15 protein-coding genes are annotated in these 19,970 nt (G+C 59.9%); 6 read left to right on the forward strand and 9 right to left on the reverse strand.

Features of this window, described 5'->3' with window-relative positions:
- The first annotated feature begins 6 nt into the window (after positions 1-6).
- Entirely contained in the window at positions 7-1,203 is a 1,197-nt protein-coding gene (locus C6Y62_RS04435) for a DegT/DnrJ/EryC1/StrS family aminotransferase (RefSeq protein ID WP_173952903.1), read from the forward strand.
- Positions 1,204-1,251: 48 nt separating this feature from the next.
- On the opposite strand, the gene C6Y62_RS04440 is transcribed toward C6Y62_RS04435, so the two are convergent.
- The gene (locus C6Y62_RS04440) at positions 1,252-2,643 is read right to left on the reverse strand and encodes a hypothetical protein (RefSeq protein WP_173952904.1); all 1,392 of its coding nucleotides are present in this window, start codon (positions 2,641-2,643) and stop codon (positions 1,252-1,254) included.
- 215 nt (positions 2,644-2,858) lie between these two features.
- Here C6Y62_RS04440 and C6Y62_RS04445 point away from each other — a divergent pair, with 215 nt between their 5' ends.
- The 5 genes from C6Y62_RS04445 to C6Y62_RS04465 all read left to right on the forward strand — a co-directional run bounded on the left by C6Y62_RS04445 (position 2,859) and on the right by C6Y62_RS04465 (position 7,477).
- Positions 2,859-3,662, forward strand: a complete 804-nt coding sequence (locus tag C6Y62_RS04445) for a GGDEF domain-containing protein (protein ID WP_173952905.1) — start codon at positions 2,859-2,861, stop codon at positions 3,660-3,662.
- Positions 3,663-3,949: 287 nt separating this feature from the next.
- On the forward strand, positions 3,950-4,846 hold the full coding sequence (locus C6Y62_RS04450; RefSeq protein WP_173952906.1) for a metal ABC transporter substrate-binding protein: 897 nt from the start codon (positions 3,950-3,952) through the stop codon (positions 4,844-4,846).
- Entirely contained in the window at positions 4,843-5,760 is a 918-nt protein-coding gene (locus C6Y62_RS04455; RefSeq protein ID WP_173952907.1) for a manganese/iron ABC transporter ATP-binding protein, read from the forward strand. The genes C6Y62_RS04450 and C6Y62_RS04455 overlap by 4 nt, the downstream gene beginning before the upstream one ends.
- Positions 5,760-6,623, forward strand: a complete 864-nt coding sequence (locus C6Y62_RS04460; protein WP_173952908.1) for a metal ABC transporter permease — start codon at positions 5,760-5,762, stop codon at positions 6,621-6,623. Before C6Y62_RS04455 ends, C6Y62_RS04460 begins: the two co-directional genes overlap by 1 nt.
- The gene (locus C6Y62_RS04465) at positions 6,620-7,477 is read left to right on the forward strand and encodes a metal ABC transporter permease (RefSeq protein ID WP_173952909.1); all 858 of its coding nucleotides are present in this window, start codon (positions 6,620-6,622) and stop codon (positions 7,475-7,477) included. The genes C6Y62_RS04460 and C6Y62_RS04465 overlap by 4 nt, the downstream gene beginning before the upstream one ends.
- A 62-nt stretch (positions 7,478-7,539) precedes the next feature.
- Here C6Y62_RS04465 and C6Y62_RS04470 read toward each other — a convergent pair whose 3' ends face one another.
- The 8 genes from C6Y62_RS04470 to C6Y62_RS04505 all read right to left on the reverse strand — a co-directional run bounded on the left by C6Y62_RS04470 (position 7,540) and on the right by C6Y62_RS04505 (position 19,963).
- Positions 7,540-10,620 carry a MexW/MexI family multidrug efflux RND transporter permease subunit gene (locus C6Y62_RS04470; RefSeq protein WP_173952910.1) on the reverse strand — a complete coding sequence of 1,027 codons (3,081 nt, stop codon included), beginning with the start codon at positions 10,618-10,620 and terminating at the stop codon, positions 7,540-7,542.
- Between the two features lie 9 nt (positions 10,621-10,629).
- Positions 10,630-11,778 (reverse strand): efflux RND transporter periplasmic adaptor subunit, encoded by a 1,149-nt coding sequence (locus C6Y62_RS04475; protein WP_173952911.1) that lies wholly within the window; start codon positions 11,776-11,778, stop codon positions 10,630-10,632.
- 345 nt (positions 11,779-12,123) lie between these two features.
- Positions 12,124-13,191: an ROK family protein gene (locus C6Y62_RS04480; protein ID WP_173952912.1), complete on the reverse strand. Its 1,068-nt coding sequence runs from the start codon at positions 13,189-13,191 to the stop codon at positions 12,124-12,126.
- A 129-nt stretch (positions 13,192-13,320) separates the two neighbouring features.
- The gene (gene otsB, locus C6Y62_RS04485) at positions 13,321-14,181 is read right to left on the reverse strand and encodes a trehalose-phosphatase (RefSeq protein ID WP_173952913.1); all 861 of its coding nucleotides are present in this window, start codon (positions 14,179-14,181) and stop codon (positions 13,321-13,323) included.
- On the reverse strand, positions 14,156-15,262 hold the full coding sequence (locus tag C6Y62_RS04490; RefSeq protein WP_246274279.1) for a carbohydrate kinase family protein: 1,107 nt from the start codon (positions 15,260-15,262) through the stop codon (positions 14,156-14,158). The genes otsB and C6Y62_RS04490 overlap by 26 nt, the downstream gene beginning before the upstream one ends.
- Positions 15,263-15,296: 34 nt before the next feature.
- Positions 15,297-16,775, reverse strand: a complete 1,479-nt coding sequence (locus C6Y62_RS04495) for an alpha,alpha-trehalose-phosphate synthase (UDP-forming) (protein ID WP_173952915.1) — start codon at positions 16,773-16,775, stop codon at positions 15,297-15,299.
- A 96-nt stretch (positions 16,776-16,871) separates the two neighbouring features.
- A complete protein-coding gene (locus C6Y62_RS04500) occupies positions 16,872-18,686 on the reverse strand; it encodes a glycoside hydrolase family 15 protein (RefSeq protein ID WP_173952916.1) in 1,815 nt (604 codons plus the stop codon).
- A gap of 380 nt (positions 18,687-19,066) precedes the next feature.
- Positions 19,067-19,963: an SDR family NAD(P)-dependent oxidoreductase gene (locus C6Y62_RS04505; protein WP_246274281.1), complete on the reverse strand. Its 897-nt coding sequence runs from the start codon at positions 19,961-19,963 to the stop codon at positions 19,067-19,069.
- Positions 19,964-19,970 lie beyond the last annotated feature (7 nt).

Genomic DNA, 19,970 nt, shown 5'->3' on the forward strand with positions numbered 1-19,970 from the left:
TGCACCATGCTCAATACGCCCTTTTCCCCTTGGCCGTCATTTTCCCAACAGGACATTGAGGCCGTCTCGCGTGTGCTGCGCTCAAACCGGGTCAACTACTGGACCGGTGAAGAAGGCCGCGAGTTCGAACGCGAGTTCGCCGAATGGAGCGGCGCTGGGCATGCAATAGCGCTCGCCAACGGAACGCTGGCGCTGGATCTGGCTTTGTACGGTCTGGGCATTGGATCGGGTGACGAGGTTGTTGTCACGCCGCGCACGTTTATCGCTTCCATCAGCTGTGTGGTGAACGCCGGGGCGACGCCGGTATTTGCCGAGGTCGACAGGGACAGCGGCAATATCACAGCCGAAACCGTTGAAGCGGTGCTGACGCCGAAAACGAAGGCCGTCATTCCCGTGCATCTCGCCGGCTGGCCCTGCGATATGGATCCGCTGATGGAACTGGCAGAACGGCGCGGGCTGAAGGTGATTGAGGATTGCGCGCAGGCGCACGGCGCCCGTTACAAAGGCCGGTCTGTTGGCACGATTGGCCATGTGGGTGCCTGGTCGTTCTGCCAAGACAAGATCATGACCACCGGCGGCGAAGGCGGCATGGTGACCACTAACGATCGCGAATTGTGGTCCCGCATGTGGTCATTCAAGGACCATGGCAAGAGCTGGGAAGCCGTGTATGAGCGCGCGCATCCGCCGGGCTTCCGCTGGCTGCATGAAAGCTTTGGCACGAACTGGCGCATGTGCGAGATGCAGGCAGTTCTTGGCCGCAACCAGCTTCGCCTGATGGATGAGTGGACGCGTAGCCGGGAGAGCAACGCAGCTATCGTTCACGGCGCGCTGCAAGCATTCTCCGGCGCCAACGGTGTCGTGCGCGTGCCGACGCTGGCGGGCAGCAACACCGGTAATCGCCATGCGCAATACAAGTGCTATGCCTACGTGCGTCCGGAGCATCTGGCTGATGGGTGGTCGCGCGATCGCATTGTGAGCGAGATCGTTGCCCGAGGTGTCCCCTGCTATCAAGGATCGTGTTCCGAGGTTTATCTGGAGCGCGCGTTTGATGATACCGGCTTGCGGCCAGTCGACGGACTGCCGATTGCGCGCGAGCTGGGTGAAACCAGTCTGATGTTCCTCGTGCACCCGACCTTGACCGACGACGAGATGCGCAAGACAGCCGAAACGATTGCGCAGGTTCTGGCCGAGGCGCAGGGGTAGACTTCCGATCGGCGCGTAAATCAGAGTTCGGCCGTACGACAATCGAACTCAAAACTTTATGACGGCGCCGCTCAGAAATAGTTGCAGGCTGTCGATGGGCGAGCGTGCTATCGCGCCCGTTGCTGCGCCCGCTTGCAGCTCCCGCAGTGTCAGGTCACCGCTGACGTGTCGATAGGTTAGGTAAAGGATCATGTCGGCATCGTCGATGCCTTGAGCCAGCCCACCGCCCCACATTTCAACGCTGGAATGCCAGACGCCCCACGTGCCGGTTCCAGTCGGGTTAAGCGGATCGCCGGGGCCAACCGGAAGCACCGATGCAGCGCCACCATCAAACGTATAGTAGCTGCCATACAGCGTCGTGTTTCCAAGTGGTGTCAGCTGGCGTTCAATGCCGGCCTGCGCGGCAAGAAAACTCTGACCGCTGTTGATGCCGCTGTTTTCATAACGGTTGGTCTTGGCGGCGATGCCGTCGAAAGTGTGATTGGCGCCGATGTTTGCAAACAGGCCGGTATCCATGTGCTTTACGCTGATTGATCCGCGGAGCTGTTGGCAGGCTGTTGAATCGGCGATGTTGGTGATGAAGGTGGAAGGGCAGACACTGCGCGTGTGTGAGTTCGGTGTGAGCTGCAGATAGCCGATGCCGGCTGCAACATCGAAGCCCGCGATTTGCTCGCGATAGCGCAATGCGACATCCCAGAAATCGGTGAACACCCAGTCGGACGCGAATGTCAGTCCGTTCCATGTCGGCGAAACGTACTTGATCTGATTGAAGCCGCGCTGGCTCTCGCCGGGTTGGTCGCCACCCGCGCCGATGATGCGACGCCAGTTGAGCAGGCTGTGGGTCATGAGGCCGTTGTCGCTCGACCGCAGGAACATGCCGAGGCCGGCGTTTTCCGGGGCGGAGTACTGGTCGAACGCACTTGTCTGCGTGACGTTGGAATTTGCGATGCGGTCGGAAGCGGCGAACGTGCTGCCGACGAAAATGGCACCGTATTGCTTATGGCGGAGATACCAGACGGAACTGCGCAGATTAAACCCGGGCGCAATCAGATCGCCGTCGTTCAGCTGCGTGACCAGTTTTGAATTCGCGGCCCGCAGGCCGATATCCAGTGCGTACCCCGCCTCAAGCTGCTGTGTGATGCTAGCCCTGCCGACGAAACTGAATCGAGAGCGCTGGTTGTCGTTGGTGACGACGTAGGCGTTGCTTTCGGCGCCATCGTCCCAGGCCAGAATTGCGTTGTTGACGAGCCCGGTCACCGTCACTGAAACGGTTTTGTTGCCGCGTCTGGCCGCCTGCTCCTCAAGATCGGCGATGCGGCGTTCGAGGTCGGCGCAGCACTGTGCGTTGTAGGGCGACCCTGCAGCAGGGCTGCCGCCGGCGAGCGCGAGCAGCGCCACCGTGCAGCATGCGGCCAGCCGGTTTAGTCCTGCTCTCGCCACGCTCCCTAAGTCCCGCTCTCTGCGTTTTGCAACGTCAAGGAATGCGCCTTATCTGATTCGACGCAAGCGTGTGCAGGCGGTGGCTCAAGCCTCAGGAGGTGCCGCAGGTCGCGAATATCCTGGGCCCTCCACTGCACTTTACAGTTTCTTGAGTTGCGTCGTGTACGTTGGCTTCATATCCGGTCATGGAGGACCTCGTGACGAATAGGAACTCCATGTGGAGAGCCATTGCCAGTAATCCGTGGACGAGCCTCCATGATGCTTTGCTGGTTGCGAGCATATTCGCAGTCGGCCTGCTGCTGTGCATCGAGTTCGACCTCTTCTATTTCACAGGTGTTTCGGGCCTTGAAGAGCAGCGCGTAACTGTGGCTGAGGCCATTGGCCTGACGTGCCTGCTTGCGATCTGCGTTGTTGCCTTCGTTATTCGGCGGCTGCGCGAAGCCCGGGTTGAGAGCCAACGCGCAGTTGTGATCGACCAGCAGATGCAGGAGTTGCGCAAGCAGGCGCTACGCGATCCGCTTACGGATCTGGCCAACCGGCGCGCTGTGCTGGAACGGCTAAACGAGACGCACGATCCAGATAGTCAGCATGCTTTCTTTTTGCTCGATCTGAACGACTTCAAGAGCGTCAACGACACGTTCGGCCATACCATTGGTGACAGTGTCCTGCAGGTCGTCGCCGAGCGCTTCAAGCGCATCACGCGCCCTTCCGACCTTTTGGCGCGGCTGGGTGGCGATGAGTTTGCAATGCTGGTCAACGATGTGGACCGCGCAGGGGCTGAAGCGCTGGGTGCACGCTTGCTTGCTTCGTTGAGCAACAGGATTTGGGTGGATGGCATCGGCCATGATGTCGGTGTCTCGATAGGCGTCGTCTTCATTCCATCGGATGGTGTCGCGACGCCGGAGATCCTGAGCAACGCCGATATCGCCATGTATCGCGCCAAGAAGGTTGGCAAATCGGCCATGGTCTTCTTCGGCGACCTGGGCGAGGACGCTGAAGCGTCCACGCACGTCTCCTGACACAAACCGCGTACAAGATGGCATCCGCACAGGTGGGTTGAGTGTGCGGCACCGTGCGCGCTCTCTCTCTCTCTCCAGTTGGCGCGAGCGGTCGTCGCTGTGTTCAACGGCGGCGACGACGGCCAGCCACGTTGCAGGCTGCGTCTTTGCATTGATCAATTGCTAATGACAATCATTTGCAATAAAGAGGTATGGCTTTGCTGGTTTCGGAGCGCGTCCCGTCGCGCCAGGCTGGTGCTAGATGCAACCTCGAGGATCGGAGATCGCCATTGCGGTTGAATAGAAGAATGTTCGCCGGAGCTGCGGCATTGCTTGTGACGGCGGTTACGTTGGGCGTCGCAACGCAATCACAGGCCGCGCGCGACAAACCGCTGAAAGTGGTGACGACATTCACGGTGATCGCTGACATCGCCAAGAATGTGGCCGGCGATGCTGCGGTCGTCGAATCGATCACCAAGCCCGGTGCTGAAATTCACGATTACGATCCGACGCCCGGTGACATCGTGAAGGCGCAGTCCGCCGATCTGGTGCTGTGGAACGGGCTCAATCTTGAGCGTTGGTTTGAGAAGTTTTTCCAGAACATCAGCGATGTTCCGAGCGTGGTAGTGAGCGACGGCATTGAGCCGATGGGCATCACCGAAGGCGCCTATTCGGGCAAGCCTAACCCGCACGCCTGGATGTCGCCCAGCAGCGCGCTGATCTACGTTGAGAATATTCGCAAGGCGCTGGTTGAGCGCGATCCGGATAACGCTGAGGTCTACAACCGCAACGCTGCCGCCTATTCGGAGCGCATCAAAGCGATCGACAAGCCGCTGCGTGAGCGTCTGGCCGGCATTCCGGAAGGTCAGCGCTGGCTGGTGACGAGCGAGGGCGCCTTCAGCTATCTCGCCCGCGATTATGATCTGCGCGAACTTTATCTGTGGCCGATCAATGCCGATCAGCAGGGCAGCCCGCAACAGGTCCGTCGTGTGATCGATGAGGTGCGCAAGAACGGCATTCCGGTGGTGTTCAGTGAAAGCACCGTGTCCGACAAGCCTGCGCGGCAGGTCGCCAAGGAAACCGGCGCGCGCTATGGTGGCGTGCTTTACGTCGACTCCCTTAGCGAAGAGGGTGGCCCGGTGCCGACATACCTCGACCTGCTTGAAACGACTGTTGGAACTGTAGCCAAGGGCTTCGGTTTATGAGTTCTGCTCCGGTGTTTCTGGCGGGAGCGAGCGGAGCAGAAGGCGTCGTCGCATCGTTATCGGTGCGCGACGTCACCGTCGCCTATCCCAGCGGGGTTACAGCGCTGCTGGATGCAACGTTCGAACTTGGCGCCGGCACAATCTGCGGGCTCGTCGGCGTCAACGGTAGCGGCAAGTCTACGCTCTTCAAGGCCATCATGGGCTTCGTGACGCCTTCGCGCGGCCAGGTTCGCATTTGTGGCCTGTCCGTCAATCAGGCGTTGAAGCGTTGCTGTGTTGCCTACGTTCCGCAGAGCGAGGAAGTCGATTGGAACTTCCCCGTGCTGGTGGAAGACGTGGTGATGATGGGCCGCTATGGCCATATGAATTTTCTGCGCATCCCCACAGCCAAGGACAAAGAGAAGGTGACGGAATCGCTGGAGCGCGTGAACATGCTCCGGTTTCGCCACCATCAGATCGGTGAACTCTCGGGCGGACAGAAAAAGCGCGTGTTTCTGGCCCGGGCACTGGCGCAGGAAGCGCCGGTCATTCTGCTGGATGAGCCATTCACCGGCGTCGACGTGAAAACCGAAACGGCCATCATCGAGCTGTTGCGGCAGTTGCGCGCCAGCGGTCATCTGATGCTGGTTTCGACGCACAATCTGGGCAGCGTGCCGGATTTCTGCGATCAGGTCGTGCTGCTGAACCGGACTGTCCTTGCGTCCGGGCCAACTGCAACCACCTTCACACCGCAGAATCTGGAGCGGGCATTTGGCGGCGTGCTGCGCAGCTTCCGCATTGAGGGTGGTGATCTCCACGATGACCACGATGCGCGTAGCGTAACGGTGCTGACGGACGATGAACGCCCGGTGGTTTACTACGGCGAGGGCGGCCCCGAGGAAGAACCGTTGCGACGTACGGACAAGGGCGCGTGATGCAGGAACTGATCGCCCCGTTTCTCTATGACTACATGCTGAAAGCAATGTTCGTCAGCGCGCTTGTCGGCGCGGTGTGCGCATTCCTGTCAGCGTTTCTCATGCTCAAAGGCTGGTCGCTGATGGGCGACGCGCTGGGGCATGCGGTGGTTCCCGGCGTTGCCGGCGCCTATTTGCTGCAACTGCCCTATGCGGCGGGCGCGTTCATCTCCGGTATGCTGGCGGCGCTGGGCATGGCGCTTGTAAAGCAGCGCACTCGCCTGCGCGAAGACGCGGTAATCGGGTTGGTTTTCACAACCTTCTTTGCAGCTGGTTTGCTGCTGGCTTCAATCTACCCCACTTCGGTCAGTATCCAGACGATCGTGCTGGGCAACATTCTCGGCATTTCGGATGAAGACGTCATCCAGGTCATCATTATTGCTGCGGTTTCGCTGACGATCCTGATCGCGAAATGGCGCGACCTGGTGGTTGTGTTCTTCGATGAAACCCATGCCCGCACAGTTGGCATCAACGCGTTCGCGCTGAAGATCGTGTTTTTCACGCTGCTGGCGGCATGCACGGTGGCGGCGTTGCAAACGGTGGGCGCGTGTCTGGTGATCGCCATGGTGGTGACGCCGGGGGCTACAGCCTACCTGCTCACGGATCGGTTCGGGCGCCTCATTATTCTGAGTGTGCTTATCGGAGCGGGAACGAGCTTCTTTGGCGCTTACATCAGCTATTTTCTCGACGGCGCAACCGGCGGCGTCATCGTCACGCTGCAGACGCTGTTGTTTCTGGCGGCGTTCTATCTGGCGCCCAAGCATGGCGTGTTGGCCGGGCGCCGTCGCCAGTCGTCCGCTTCGTCTGAGGGGGCAATCCCATGAGCGAGGTGTGGAGCTTTTTCGCCGAGCCGCTGGGTTATGCGTTCATGCAGCGGGCGCTGTTGGGGGCCGTTCTGATCGGCGCGGTGTGCTCGGTGCTGTCGTGCTATCTGGTGCTTAAGGGCTGGTCGCTAATGGGCGATGCCATTTCGCACGCGGTGCTGCCGGGTGTCGTGCTCTCGTTTGTGCTGGGGCTGCCGTTGGCGATTGGCGCGTTCGCGGCCGGGCTATTCTGCGCGGTAGCAACCGGCTACCTGAAGGAGAACAGCCGCGTGAAGGAAGATACGGTGATGGGCATCGTGTTTTCCGGCATGTTCGGCTTCGGTCTGGTGCTGTTTTCAAAGGTGGAAACTGACCAGCACCTCAATCACATTCTGTTCGGCAACATGTTGGGCATCACGCCGCGCGATCTTGTCGAAGTGGGCATCATCGCCGGAATAACGCTGCTTATCGTGATCGCGAAGTGGCGCGACCTGCTGCTCTATTGTTTCGATCCGGCTCAGGCGCGGGCGGTGGGATTGCCGCTCTCGGTGATCCATTACGGGCTTCTAGTGCTGCTGGCGCTGACGATCGTTGCTTCGATCAAGGCGGTCGGCATCATCCTTGTTGTTGCGATGCTCATTGCCCCCGGAGCAACGGCCTATCTGCTGACCAATCGTTTTTCGCGCATGCTGATGATTGCGGCCGCGGTTGCGATCGGTTCATGCGTTATTGGAACGCTGCTCAGCTTCCACATCGACGGTGCAACGGGCCCATGCATCGTGCTGGTGCAGGCATTTGCGTTTGTGCTGGCGTTTCTGTTCGCGCCGCGCCACGGCGTGCTGGCAATGCGGCGTGAGCAGCGCCCGACGGCATAAAAAAAGACCGACGCGGGTGTGTCCGCGTCGGTCTTTGTCATACTAATCGGCATCGTCTCAGCTTAGTGAGGTGTCGCCGGATTGGTATCTGGCGACGCATCTGAAGCGTCGCGGCGATGCTCGCGCGCGATGTAGGTGTATACCGCAGGCGTCACAAACAACGTGAACAGCGTGCCGATCGTCATGCCGAAGGCAATGACGATGCCGATGGCGAAGCGCGACGCAGCGCCGGCGCCCGAAGCGAAAATCAGCGGCACCATTGCGATCACCATTGCCGCCGTCGTCATCAGAATGGGTCGCAAACGGATAGCCGCGGCTTCCTCAATTGCCTCACGGCGCCCCATGCCCTGCGAAGCCTGCAGATGGTTGGCATAGTCCACCATCAGGATGCCGTGCTTGGAGATGAGGCCGATGAGTGTGACGAGGCCGATCTGCGTGTAGATGTTCATCGTCGCGAGGCCGAACGTCAGCGGTATCAGTGCGCCGAAGATCGAGGTGGGCAACGCGATGAGAATGATCAGCGGATCGCGGAAGCTTTCGTACTGCGCGGCCAGCACGAGATAGATGACGATCAGCGCGAAAATGAAGGTGATGACGAGCTGGCTGCCTTCCTGTTCGTACTGGCGGCTCTCGCCCTGGAAGTCATAGGAGAATGACTCCGGAAACACCTCTTTCGACTTTGTCTTCAGGAAGTCGATGACCTCGCCGACGGTGCGGCCGGGGAAGGGCACGCCCTGCAGCATTGCCGAGTTGAGCTGCTGGAAGCTGGTCAACGCATTTGGCTGCACGCTTTCGCTGATCTCGACGATGGTCGATAGCGGCACCATCGCGCCCGACGACGTTTTGATCTCGTAACGCTTGATCCAGTCCGGTTCGAGGCGGAAGTCGCGCGGAACCTGAGGGACCACCTGATAGCTACGGCCATAGAGATTGAACCGGTTGACGTAGTTACCGCCCAACAGCGTTGCCAGTGACGCGCCGATGTCCTGCATGGTGATGCCCAGGCTGTTGGCCTTGGCGTGGTCGATCTTCAGCTCAAGCTGCGGCGTATCGAACTTCAGGTCGGTATCGACGAAGATGAACAGGCCGCTTTGCAGTGCCTCTTCCTTCATCTTCTCCAACACCTGCGCAAGTTGCTCGTAATCCGATGTTGTCGTGATGACGAACTGGATCGGCGGCCCACCGGTTGAGCCCGGCAGCGATGGCTCGCCAAAGGTAAGGATCTGGCCGCCGGCGATGCCATTCACCTTGGGCTGCAGGTCTTGCAGAATTTGCGACTGGGTGCGCGTGCGGTCTTCCCACGGCTTGAACAGAATGCCGGAGAAGGCCTGATTTACGTCGCCGCCCATGCCGTTGATCGAGAAGACGTTTTCTTTCTCGGGCACGGTCTGGAACACCTCGTAGAGGTGGTCGGTCACCTGCTCCAGATAGTCGATGTTGGTTGCCGGTGGTGTCTTCACGAGGCTGAATAGAATGCCCTGATCTTCTTCCGGCGCCAGTTCCTGCTGTGCCGTGACGTACATCAGCGCCGTGGCGACAATGACGCCGACGATTACGAGGATGGTCACGGGGCGATAGTCCAGCGTGCGTGTAAGGCGGCGCTGGTAGCGCTGTTTCAGGCGGTCAAACGTGTGGTCGAGGAATTTCACGAACCGGCCTGACGACAGCTCGGAGGTGAGAAGTTTCGAGCACATCATTGGCGAAAGCGTCAATGCGATGACACCCGACACGATCACCGCGCCGGCCAGCGTAAACGCAAACTCGCGGAACAGCGATCCGGTAAGGCCGGAGACGAATCCGATAGGTGCGTAAACAGCGGCGAGTGTGATGGTCATCGAAATGACGGGAACGGCAATCTCGCGCGCGCCTACGATGGAAGCATCGTAAGGCGACAGGCCTTCCTCGATGTGGCGGTGGATGTTTTCGACCACCACGATTGCGTCGTCGACGACCAGGCCGATCGCCAGCACGAGGGCCAGCAGGGTGAGCAGATTGAGCGAGTAGCCGAGCGCCAGCAGCGCGAACATGACGCCGATGAGTGACAGCGGGATGGTGATGATCGGGATCAGTGTCGAGCGCAGGCTGCCAAGGAAAAGGAAGATCACGACGATAACGATGACCGCTGCTTCGACCAGCGTCTTGCGGACTTCGGAGATCGAGGCGTCGATGAACTTGGTGGAATCGTAGGCGATTGCGGCGGACATGCCGGGCGGCAATTCAGCCTCGATGGCTGGAAATTCCTTGCGAACGTCGGCGATGACGGTCAGCGGATTGGCGGTCGGCGTCGAAAAGATGCCAATGAACACCGCCTTCAGGCCGTCAAATGAAGAAGTGGAGTTCACGTCTTCTGCGCCAAGCGAAATCTCGGCGATGTCATGGAGCCGTACCAATGCATCGCCACGCGCCGCCACAACGAGCTGACCGAATGCGTCGGCGCTGGCGAGCGAGGTCTCGGCGTTGATGGTCGTCTGGACGAAGTCGCCCTTGATCTGGCCTGCTGCGGTTGTGAAGTTATTGGCCGCCAGCGCCGCGCGGACCTGCAATGGCGTTACGCCAAGTGCGGCCATCTTCTGCGGGTTGAGCCAGATGCGCATCGCGAACGTCTGGCCGCCAAGGATCTGCGCATTGGCAACGCCATCGACGGTTTGCAGCTTCGGCTGCACAACGCGGCTGAGATAGTCGGTGATCTGCGATGACGACAGCACGTCGCTGTTGAACGACAGATACATCAGCGCGGTCGATTCACCGGTCTGCTTCACCACAACTGGGTCCATCGCCTCGGGAGGCAGCACACTGCGCACCTGATTGACCTTCGACAGAACGTCGGTGACGGCGCGATCAGGATCGGCGTTGAGGCGCAGGTTGAGCGTCACCGAGCTGACATTCTGGCGCGAGGTGGAGGTGAGCGTGTCGATGCCTTCCGCGCTCGCCACCGCCTGCTGGATCGGGATGGTGATGAACCCCTTGATCACATCGGCGTTCGCACCGGGATACGCCGTCGTGATGGTGATCGTCGTGTTCGACAGCTCGGGATACTGCCGCACCTGCAAATTGAACGCCGCGCTCAGGCCGATCAGCAGGATCAGCAGGCTGACAACCGTCGCAAGAACCGGACGGCGGATGAAGATGTCGGTGAATGCCATGGGCCGCTCTTATTGATAGGGCCGCTCGGCCGGTGGTGCCGGCGCTTGCGAATTGTCAACTGTCACGAGCGCGCCGTTGGTGAGCTTGATCTGGCCGCTGGTTGCGACCTGCTCGCCGGCGGTCAGACCCGAAGTAACTGCAACGCGATCCTGGCGCACCTGCCCGGTGGTGACGAACCGGCGCTCAACTGTGAAGACCGGTTTCGCATCGGGCGCGGGGGTCGGTTGACCGGGTTGGGACTCGGCGGGCTTCAGCACGTAAATGCTGTCGCCGTAGAGGCTGTAGGTGATGGCCGTGCGTGGCACGGTGACAAAGTTCTGTGGCCCGCTGGCCAGCACTGTCACGTTGGCGAACATGCCCGGCAGCAGCTCGCTTTCAAGATTGGGCACTGTGCCACGCACCAGCAGCGTACGCGTATCCTTGGCCACGCGCGCATCAAGCGACGAGATGGTGCCCTGGAACACCTTGTCGGGATAAGCATCGACCGTCAGTTCGATGGTCTGACCGACACTCAGCTTATCGACGTTCTGCTCCGGCATCGGGAAATCGACCCAGATCGGATTGAGCGCCTGCAACGAAACCATCGCTAGACCGGGCGAGATGTACTGACCGAGTTCTACGTGGCGGATGCCAAGCCTGCCGGAAAACGGGGCGATGATGGTCTTCTGCGCGATCAGAGCCTTGATGCGGTTCAGCGAAGCCACTGCGCTATCGTGCTTGGCGCGGGCCGTATCGACATTGGCGGCGGAAGCAACTGACTTGGTCAGAAGGTCGGACTGACGTTTGAACGACAACTCGGCTTCGCGCAAAACCGCTTCAGCGCTGGCAAGATCGGCCAGCTCCACTGAGATATCGAGCTGCACCAGCTTGGTGCCCGCAGCAACGTCCTGTCCGCTTTCGAAATGCAACTCGGTGACGATGCCGGGAACCTGCGCGGCTATCTCGACGCCCTGCGATGCGATCAGCGTGCCAATGGCGGGCAGGCGCTCGGCCCACTCTGCGGTGCTGGCGGCTTCGGCGGTGATGGTTGCAGGCGGCGGGCGCTGCGAACTCAGGAACTCCTGGATCATCTTCGGTTTGAAGACGAACTGGAAATACGCCAGGCCGCCAATGAAGGCGGCAAGAATAAGAAGGGTGATTAGAAAGCGTTTGAGCATCGGCAGTCCCGCTGCCGCCTCTGCCCATGAACGGGCAGGGCGGCCTCAATCAGTTTTTGGCCGCGCCCGGCATGAAGCCGTAAGTGTCATCGGCCCAACGTACATTCGTTGAAACCGCTGGCGCATGCGGTCCCCGATCAGGCATGACTTCCAGCTTGTATCGGAGAAAGCTGTGCCCCGTCGACTGGCACCGTTTCCACTGCCCGTGCTTCAGATAGGCGCAGCAGACGCGATCAGTCGCCCCGTATCGCGATGCGAGATGGTGTAGAGCGTTGAGTGCTGCAAGATATGAGGCACGCCGCACAGGTTGTATTCCGTGCGGATGTTGCAAGTCAGTCACGCATTTCAGGGCTTGCCGTTGCGCATGCTGAAGCGTGCGTTGCCAAGGCCGGTGCCGATGGTGAGCACACCCCAGTGCTCATAGCTCTGCATGATGGGAAGGGCGCTGAGACCCTGCACCACGGCATCGTTATGAATCACAATATGCGTGCTGTGGTCGCCGATGTTCGGAATCAGGCTGCAAAGCTGATCGGCCAGATTGAATTGGCTGCTTTCCCAGTTGCCCGGCAAATTCTGCGCGCCGGTTTCTATCGTTCCGTCCTCGCGGATAAGGCCAGGGCACGCGATGCCGACAAGCGGCGCCAGCTTGAGGTCTTTTTTCTCGGCAATGCGGATATGCTCATCAAGCATGTCGGCAATGCGTTGCACGGCTTCATCGCGTTTGGTGTTCTCATCGCCATGGCGCCAGATGTCCGATGCAAAGACGTTGGCCTTTGAAAGATCCTTCGCTTTTTTGAGACGGAGTTCGACAATGCCGGCGCGAATGTTTGTGCCGCCGATGTCAACAGCGAGAATGCCGTCATACCCCTCCAGCATCCACGACGGCATGAGATGAGCCGAGCCGATCAATCCGGCTTCATCGGGATGGTGCTGGATCAGCTCAAGCTTGACGTCGATGCCTGCCGCCTGCAGCAGCACTTGCGTGCGGCCCACCGCCAGCTCGCCAACACGACTGCCGCGCATGCCGCCGCCGACAACGATCGCTTCGGTGTTGCGCCAGTTTGCGGCCCGCAGGAAACGTCGGATTACGGTGGTGAGTGTCTGCGCGAATTCTTCGACCGCGCTGTGAATGACGCCGCCAGCAGCGGGATCGCCTTCAGCCAGCAGCTTGTCGAGCTGCTTTTTTGATAGCTGTTCGGAATCCTGTTCGCCTAGAGGATCAGCGCCCAGCTCTCGCAGTGGCTCACGCCACTTTTCCAGCATGGCATGGAAGGCACCTCGGCTTGCTTTGTCGCCGATAAAGCCCTCGTCGTCCTTAAGCGTAAGATTGTAGCTGTCGACCTCGACGCTCGGCAGCGTCTGCGCGCCATGCGAGCTTAGCGCCGGCCGGCGATCTGCACTCGTTACCGACATCGCATCCACCGCAAACAGGCGGCGCCCTCTGTTGAACCGCTCCCGATTGGTGGTGCACGCCGGGATCGAGCGATAAACTCATTGCGAGCGGTAAGGGTTCCTGCGGCCAAGCTTCGGCGCAGGCGGGTGTTATTGTTCGCTGACTGCGTCAGCGAGCGCTGCAAGCCACGCGTAAACGTCAGTTGGTCCGCTGAAATCCACTTCGTCATAGCCGAAGGCTTCGCCGGCCACACGGAAGCCGCAACCGCCCAGATGGCGTGCGGCGGTGAACGCGGGTAAATCGCCGATGTCATCACCGATCATGATCGGGCGCCGCCCCGCAAACGGCGGCTGTTGCGCAAGCGCCAGCAACGCCGTGCCTTTCGAATGGCCGGCAGGGACAACCTCGAACAACTTGCGGCCCGGACAAAGCACCAGGCTATCGGCGTATGGCGCGATGAGCGCGCGCAATTCGCCTTCAAGGGCGGATTTCAAATGTGGTGCCTGGCGATAGTGCAGCGCCAAACCAGAGCCCTTCGGTTCCACAACAACGCCGGGCAATGCAGGCATGCGGCGGACAACGCTTTCGACGAGAGCGGGCGGAAGACCATCGGCGATTTGCAGAATATCGCCGCCAACCCTATGACGCATTTCCGAGCCGTGTACGCCAGCGCCGATCCATTCCGTTGACGCAAGGAGCGCATCGATCTCCAGCAGTTGTCGTCCCGTCAAGATCGCGAGCGCGCCGCCCAGTCCATCGTCAATGCGCTTCAGCAATTCGACAAGTCCGTTCGGTACGCGCACGGCATTGGGCGTTGGCGCGATGTCGAGCAGGGTGCCGTCACAGTCCAGAAACAGCGCCAAATCCTTGGTCGATTGCTTTAGCAGGGCGTAGGGCGTTTGGTTCAGACCGGAAGGTTGATCCAAGTTCGTATCGCGACGGATCGCTTTTTCGCCGGTTGCCACGGCATCGCCCTTCACGTTGTTACCCCTTAACCGCTGTGTTCTCATTTGCAATCCGGCTCGGCTGCATGCGCCACTTGCGAATGCGCAGTCTCGAATTTGCGTTCACGCGCGCGTCAAGCGCTTCGCGACGCATGAGACCCGTTTGCGTATCAATATAGGCAACGACACACGACGCGTTAATGGTGGCGGCGCGCAGTGCGACATCAATGGGCTGCCGCAGCGCTATGAATGCCGCGAATGTCGATGCCATGGCGTCGCCGGCGCCGGTGGTGCTGGCCACTGTGGTGTCAGCCGCAGGACAATAAATCAGCGTGTCGTTTTCGCTGACGAATGCGCCGCCTAGGCCATCTGTCAGCATCACATAGGTGGTGCCAAGACTGTGCAGCGCCTTGAAGAATGCAGGCAGGCTCATTTCGTAGCCGCCGCCCAGCAGGCCACGGGCGAGCAGTGGCGGTGGTTGCTCGCCTGCTTCCAGCGGCGGCGTAGGGCCGCCCTCTCCAAACTGCGCAACGAGACCGGGTACGAGCGCTTCGGCTTCGCGGCGGTTGATCGCCAGGATGTCGATCTTTTTCAGGCTTTCCAGAAATGTTCCGCTGCGTACCGAAAGCTGGCGCACGCCGGCATTGACGGCCACCAGTGCGCCGTTGGCCTTTGCCTTTTCTACAATGGTGGGGAAGCAATCCGCGGAGCGATTGGACAGGCTGGAGATGTAGACAAGATCGACGGCGAATGCGGACGCGGTCAAGTCTCCGGATGACAGCAGCGTGTTGGCGCCGCGAAACGTAAATACAGCGGCGTTGCGATCATGGGATGACACGATAACTGATGCACCCGTTGGCGCATCTGCGTCGCGTATCACCCACCGCGTTGAGACGCCCTCATCGGTAAGTCGAGTTAGCAGAAAATCGGCCCGGGTGTCGCGTCCAAGCTTGACGAGTATCGAGGTGTCAAAGCCAAGCCGAGATAAAGCTACGGAGGTATTCACAGCGCCGCCGCCGGCATAAGTGAACACGTCCAGCGCTTCAGTTTTGCGTCCCTCTTCAAGCAACAGGAAGGAGGTGTCGGCATTGAGCATGGACATACGTTCGATGCGATCGCTTTCGATGATCGCGATCGTGTCAACCATAGCCCCGCCTACGGACAATGCTTTCATGCTGCACTCATATCGGATCCGGTGCAATGCGGTTTGTGCCAACGCGCGGATGCACGCGTGCCAGCTCGATTTCCTGCAACGCTTTACGTGCGGCTTCCAACGGTTGGCGCGGAACGGCCAGTGTTCCGCGACGTCCTACGCGCTCCAGCGCCTGCAGGAAGCCACGGCACCACATGAAGGTGTCCTGACGCTTAATGCCGTCGATTAAACTGTCGTAGTGCTCCTGCCGCTCTTCCAGTGGCATCTCCAGCGCCGTCTTTATGGCGGTGGCCATCTCATCGATGTCGTATGGGTTGACGATCAGCGCATCCTTGAGCTGCTCGGCCGCGCCTGCAAAGCGAGACAGGATCAGAACGCCGGGATCATGCGGGTTTTGCGCGGCGATGTATTCCTTGGCGACCAGATTCATCCCGTCACGCAGCGGCGTTACCAAGCCGACGCGCGATGATCGGTATATGTCGACCAGGGTCCGACGTGGCGCGCTGCGGTGGATGTAATGGATCGGCACCCAATCCAGCTCGCCGAAACGGCCGTTAATGCTGCCGGACAAAGTTTCCAGCTCGTTGCGAATGTCAGCATAGGCCGAAACAGATTCCCGCGTCGGCGGCGCGATCTGCGAGAGAACCACTTTGCCGCGATAGTCGGCGTTCTGTGCAAGGAAGCGGCTGAAAGCGCGGAACTTCTGCGGCAGACCCTTCGTGTAGTCGAGGCGGTCAACGCCAATAATTCTTGCGATGCCTGGGCTGCGATCACGGGTTTGTCTTGCCCGCTGGCCAACGAAGCCTTCAACGTCGATGCCAACGGGAAAACTTGCGATCGCCATTTCCCGATCGAACGCACGAATGCGACCGTCCTTCAGGATCTGACCGAACGCGCCATCCTGCAGATAGTCGATCAGATTGCCGACATCGATCTTGGTTTGCAGCCCAACGAGATCGTAGGCGGCCAGGCCGCGCGCCAGTTCGCGGTGCTCAGGAATAGCCAGAAATATCTGAGCAGGTGGAACGGGAATGTGGAGAAAGAACCCGATCGGATTCTTCACGCCGAGCTTGCGCAGCTCCAAGGCTAGCGGAATCAGATGATAGTCATGCACCCATATCGTGTCGTCAGGTTTCAGCAGCGGATGAAGGGCCTGCGCAAACCGCCGATTGACCGCCAGATAGCGTTCAAAATGTCCCGATTCAAATTGTGCAATATCGAGTCGCGCGTGAAACACAGGCCACAGAACATTGTTGGAGTAGCCGGTGTAATAGCCTTCGTGCTCGCGCGAGCTTAGCGGCAGCGTGGCGATCGTGGTGTTGTTGATATGCGAAATATCAGGTGTTGTGATTTGTTCAGAGCGCCGATCGGAAATGCGGCCGTTCCAGCCAAACCACAGCCCCTCGCGCGAGCGCAGCGTATCAGCGAGCGCAACAGCCATCCCGCCGGCCTGAGCAGCCTTAGAGATGTCGGCGACGCGATTAGAGACAAGTATTATGCGGCCCATGACCTTCCGACATACACGAGGGTTGCACCTGTGTGATTAACGGCCGAGCTCAACATTGGTTTCAATTGAGCAAAACAAACGCTGTTGGGCGATAAATCATCCAGCCGCCCAAGCAGCCTCCCATCGGCGTGAAAGCCTCATGCCTGTGTTGATGATTCCGGCCATGCAGTAGGTTTGAGGAACGTTGCCCCACAGTTCGCCCGTTGTCGGATGAATATCCTCACTGAGCACGCCGAAGCTGTTGGCGCGCGAAAGTACATCGCTGAATATGTCGCGCGCCCTGGCTACTTCGCCAATGGATGCGAGAGCGTCTGCGTACCAGAACTGACAAACGAGAAATGACGTTTCCGGTGCGCCGAAGTCGTCTTCGGCGATGTAGCGCATCATGAAACCGTTGCGGCTAAGCTCGCGTCCGATCACTTCAACGGTACGGCGGTAGCGTTCGTCGTCGGCGCCCAACAGACCAAGATCGGCAAGCAGAAGCGCGCTGGCGTCAAGGTCGTCATGATCTAGTGCGCCGGCAATCGCACCCCACTTGGGGCTCCAGGCGCGCTGCAGGATATCGTCGCGCATTTTATCGGCCGTAGCTCGCCAGTATCCGGCTCGGTCTTCAAGCGACAGCAATCCGGCGAGGCGTGCGAGGCGATCGCACGCAACCCAGCACATGGTTGCGGAATAGGTGTGAATGCGTTGGCGTCCGCGATATTCCCAGGGGCCTGCATCAGGTTCGATATATAGCCGCTGGGCGCGGTGCCCCAGCGGTTCCAGGCGTCGAAACAGTGCTTCGTCGCCCATGCCCGGCAGGCGTTCATCGATGAACATATGCGACGCGCCAAGAATGACGCTGCCGTATGCATCGTGTTGCGTCTGTTCCACCGCCTGATTGCCAACGCGCACCGGGCCCATGCCGCGATACCCGGACAGATCGGGGGCCGTGCGCTCGGTCAGGGATTGGTTGGGTATGATGCCGTAGACCGGCTGCAGGGGTGGCTCAACATCCATCGCGATGGTGGTGATGTAATTGAGATAGCTTTCCATTGTTTTGGTGGCGCCGAGCCTATTCAGCGCGCTGATTACAAACGCGGCATCGCGCAGCCAGCAGAAGCGATAGTCCCACGTGCGAGGCGTATGCGGAGCCTCTGGAATGGATGTTGTGTGCGCGGCGATAATCGCCCCGGTTTCATTGAAGCTGCAAAGCTTCAGCGTGATGGCGGCCCGGATGATGGCGGACTGCCAATCCAGCGGTATGCCAAGTCCGCGTACCCAGTTCAGCCAGTAGCGGCGCGTACGCTCATAGAACTCGCGGGCGACGCTATCGACTGCGGATTCCAACGGTTCATCGGGCCCGAAAATAAGCGAGACCGGCTGGGTGAGCGCGAATGGCGTTTCGTGGACGATGTAGGAAAGCGGCGCGTCTGTTGTCAGGCGCAAAACGTCGGTGCCGCCGCTGAAGCGGATGTGATTCGATCCCACAGCGACATTCTCAACGGGCCCGCCATAGTTGAATGTTGGGCGGACGCGCAGCGTGACGCGTGGCAGGCCTTTGATCGGCTCAATGCGGCGAACAATTTGTGCGGGATGGAAAGCCCGCTCAAACAGTTTGAAGCGAGGCGCGAAATCCGTAACGCGCACGGCGTTGCCAGCCGCGTCTTCAAGTATCGTTTCAACGATGGCGGTGTTGCGCACGTACTGCGCGCGTGCGGAAACCTGGCCATGCAGCACAACATCGCTGAAGCCTTTTTCTTCATCGCCCGCAAGCAGTCGCGAAAATACCGGATCTGAATCCAGCCGCGGGAAGCACCACCAGACGATGCGGCCGCGGTTGTTTACCAGCGCTGCTATGCGTCCGTTGCCGATTGGCGCTACGTCGAGATCAACCGGGTTTGCACTTGAAGCTTGGCAGTTTGGCATAGCTATCCTTCGTGGTGGGCCACGGGGGCGGGCAGCGCTTGTGGAGTTTAGGAGGCTGAGCTTGGGCCGCATATGCGGAGGTTTCGTCCAGAATGGACATAACTCCCCAGTCGCGACTTCGTTTCATGGCACGAAAAATGTCACAACGCGCGATGGCCGCGCGCGGTGCCGTAAACGATCTGTGACCGTTGTTGGGAAAGGACGCATGTTCCGCGCGGCTGTCATCAGCGGCTTGCGGGAGGGGCGGCGAGGCAGGTCATGAGCATGCTCAAGTCCGCCTCGCCGATTGCGCCGTGATACGCAATACATGACTCTCGGCGCCCAAACACACTTAAGCCGAAATGTATTTCGACATCGCAAATGCCAAACGACTGTTTCGTTCACGCTTCCTTATCGGATGTGTCGCGCCAAGGCCTCTCATCGCGCCGTTGCAACAGCCAACCTATGATCGGCAGCAAAACTGCGTGCGGAATGATCCAAAGCGCGACCTGCAGAAATTTTCCGGTAATACCTGGAACGAACAGGTGGCATCCGGCCAAATAGGCGCGATAGCCGGCACGGGCAGTTTGTCGCGCGCTCAAGGCAACGAGAAGCTGGCGATAGAACGAAAGCTCTGCGCCCATGGCCTGATGGAAGCCGGTGTCCACCGGGCCGGGCGCCAGCGCCATGATGCGCACGCCGCGGCCGGGGTTCTCGGTCGCGAGCGCGCGGGTGAGGGAAACGACATAGGCCTTGCTGGCGTAATAGGCGGCCTGATTGGGGCCGGGAACAAGCCCGCCAACGGAGGCAACGTTCATGATGCCGCCGCGCCCGCGGGCCAGCATTTGCGGTAGCGCATGCCGGGTGAGATTGGTGAGCGCCTGAACATTCACACGCAGAAGATCATCGATTTGCGCTTCAGTGTGGCTGACAAACGGACCGGCGAGGCCGATGCCTGCGCAGTTGATCATCACATCAGTGAAATAGCCGTGCGTGTTGAGGTTGGCATCAATGCGGTCAGCCGCGTCGGCTTCGGTGATGTCCAGCGCGATGACAGCGCAATGCACTTTGAAGTCGCGTTCGATCGCGGCGGCTTGCAGCTCCAGCGTTGCGGCGTCACGCGCGATCAGAGCGACTTCCCTGCCCGCCTTGGCGAAGCGCCGCCCCAATTCCAGGCCAATACCGCGCGATCCGCCGGTTACGACAACTATCGGCTTCAGATGCGCAACAGCTTCAAGCGCGCCGGGTTCAGGATAGGCGTTGCGCGACAGCCAATGATCGACAAGACGAACAAGCAAGCGGCAA

Source organism: Hyphomicrobium sulfonivorans, from assembly GCF_013306565.1.
GTDB classification, from domain to species: Bacteria; Pseudomonadota; Alphaproteobacteria; order Rhizobiales; family Hyphomicrobiaceae; genus Hyphomicrobium_A; species Hyphomicrobium_A sulfonivorans.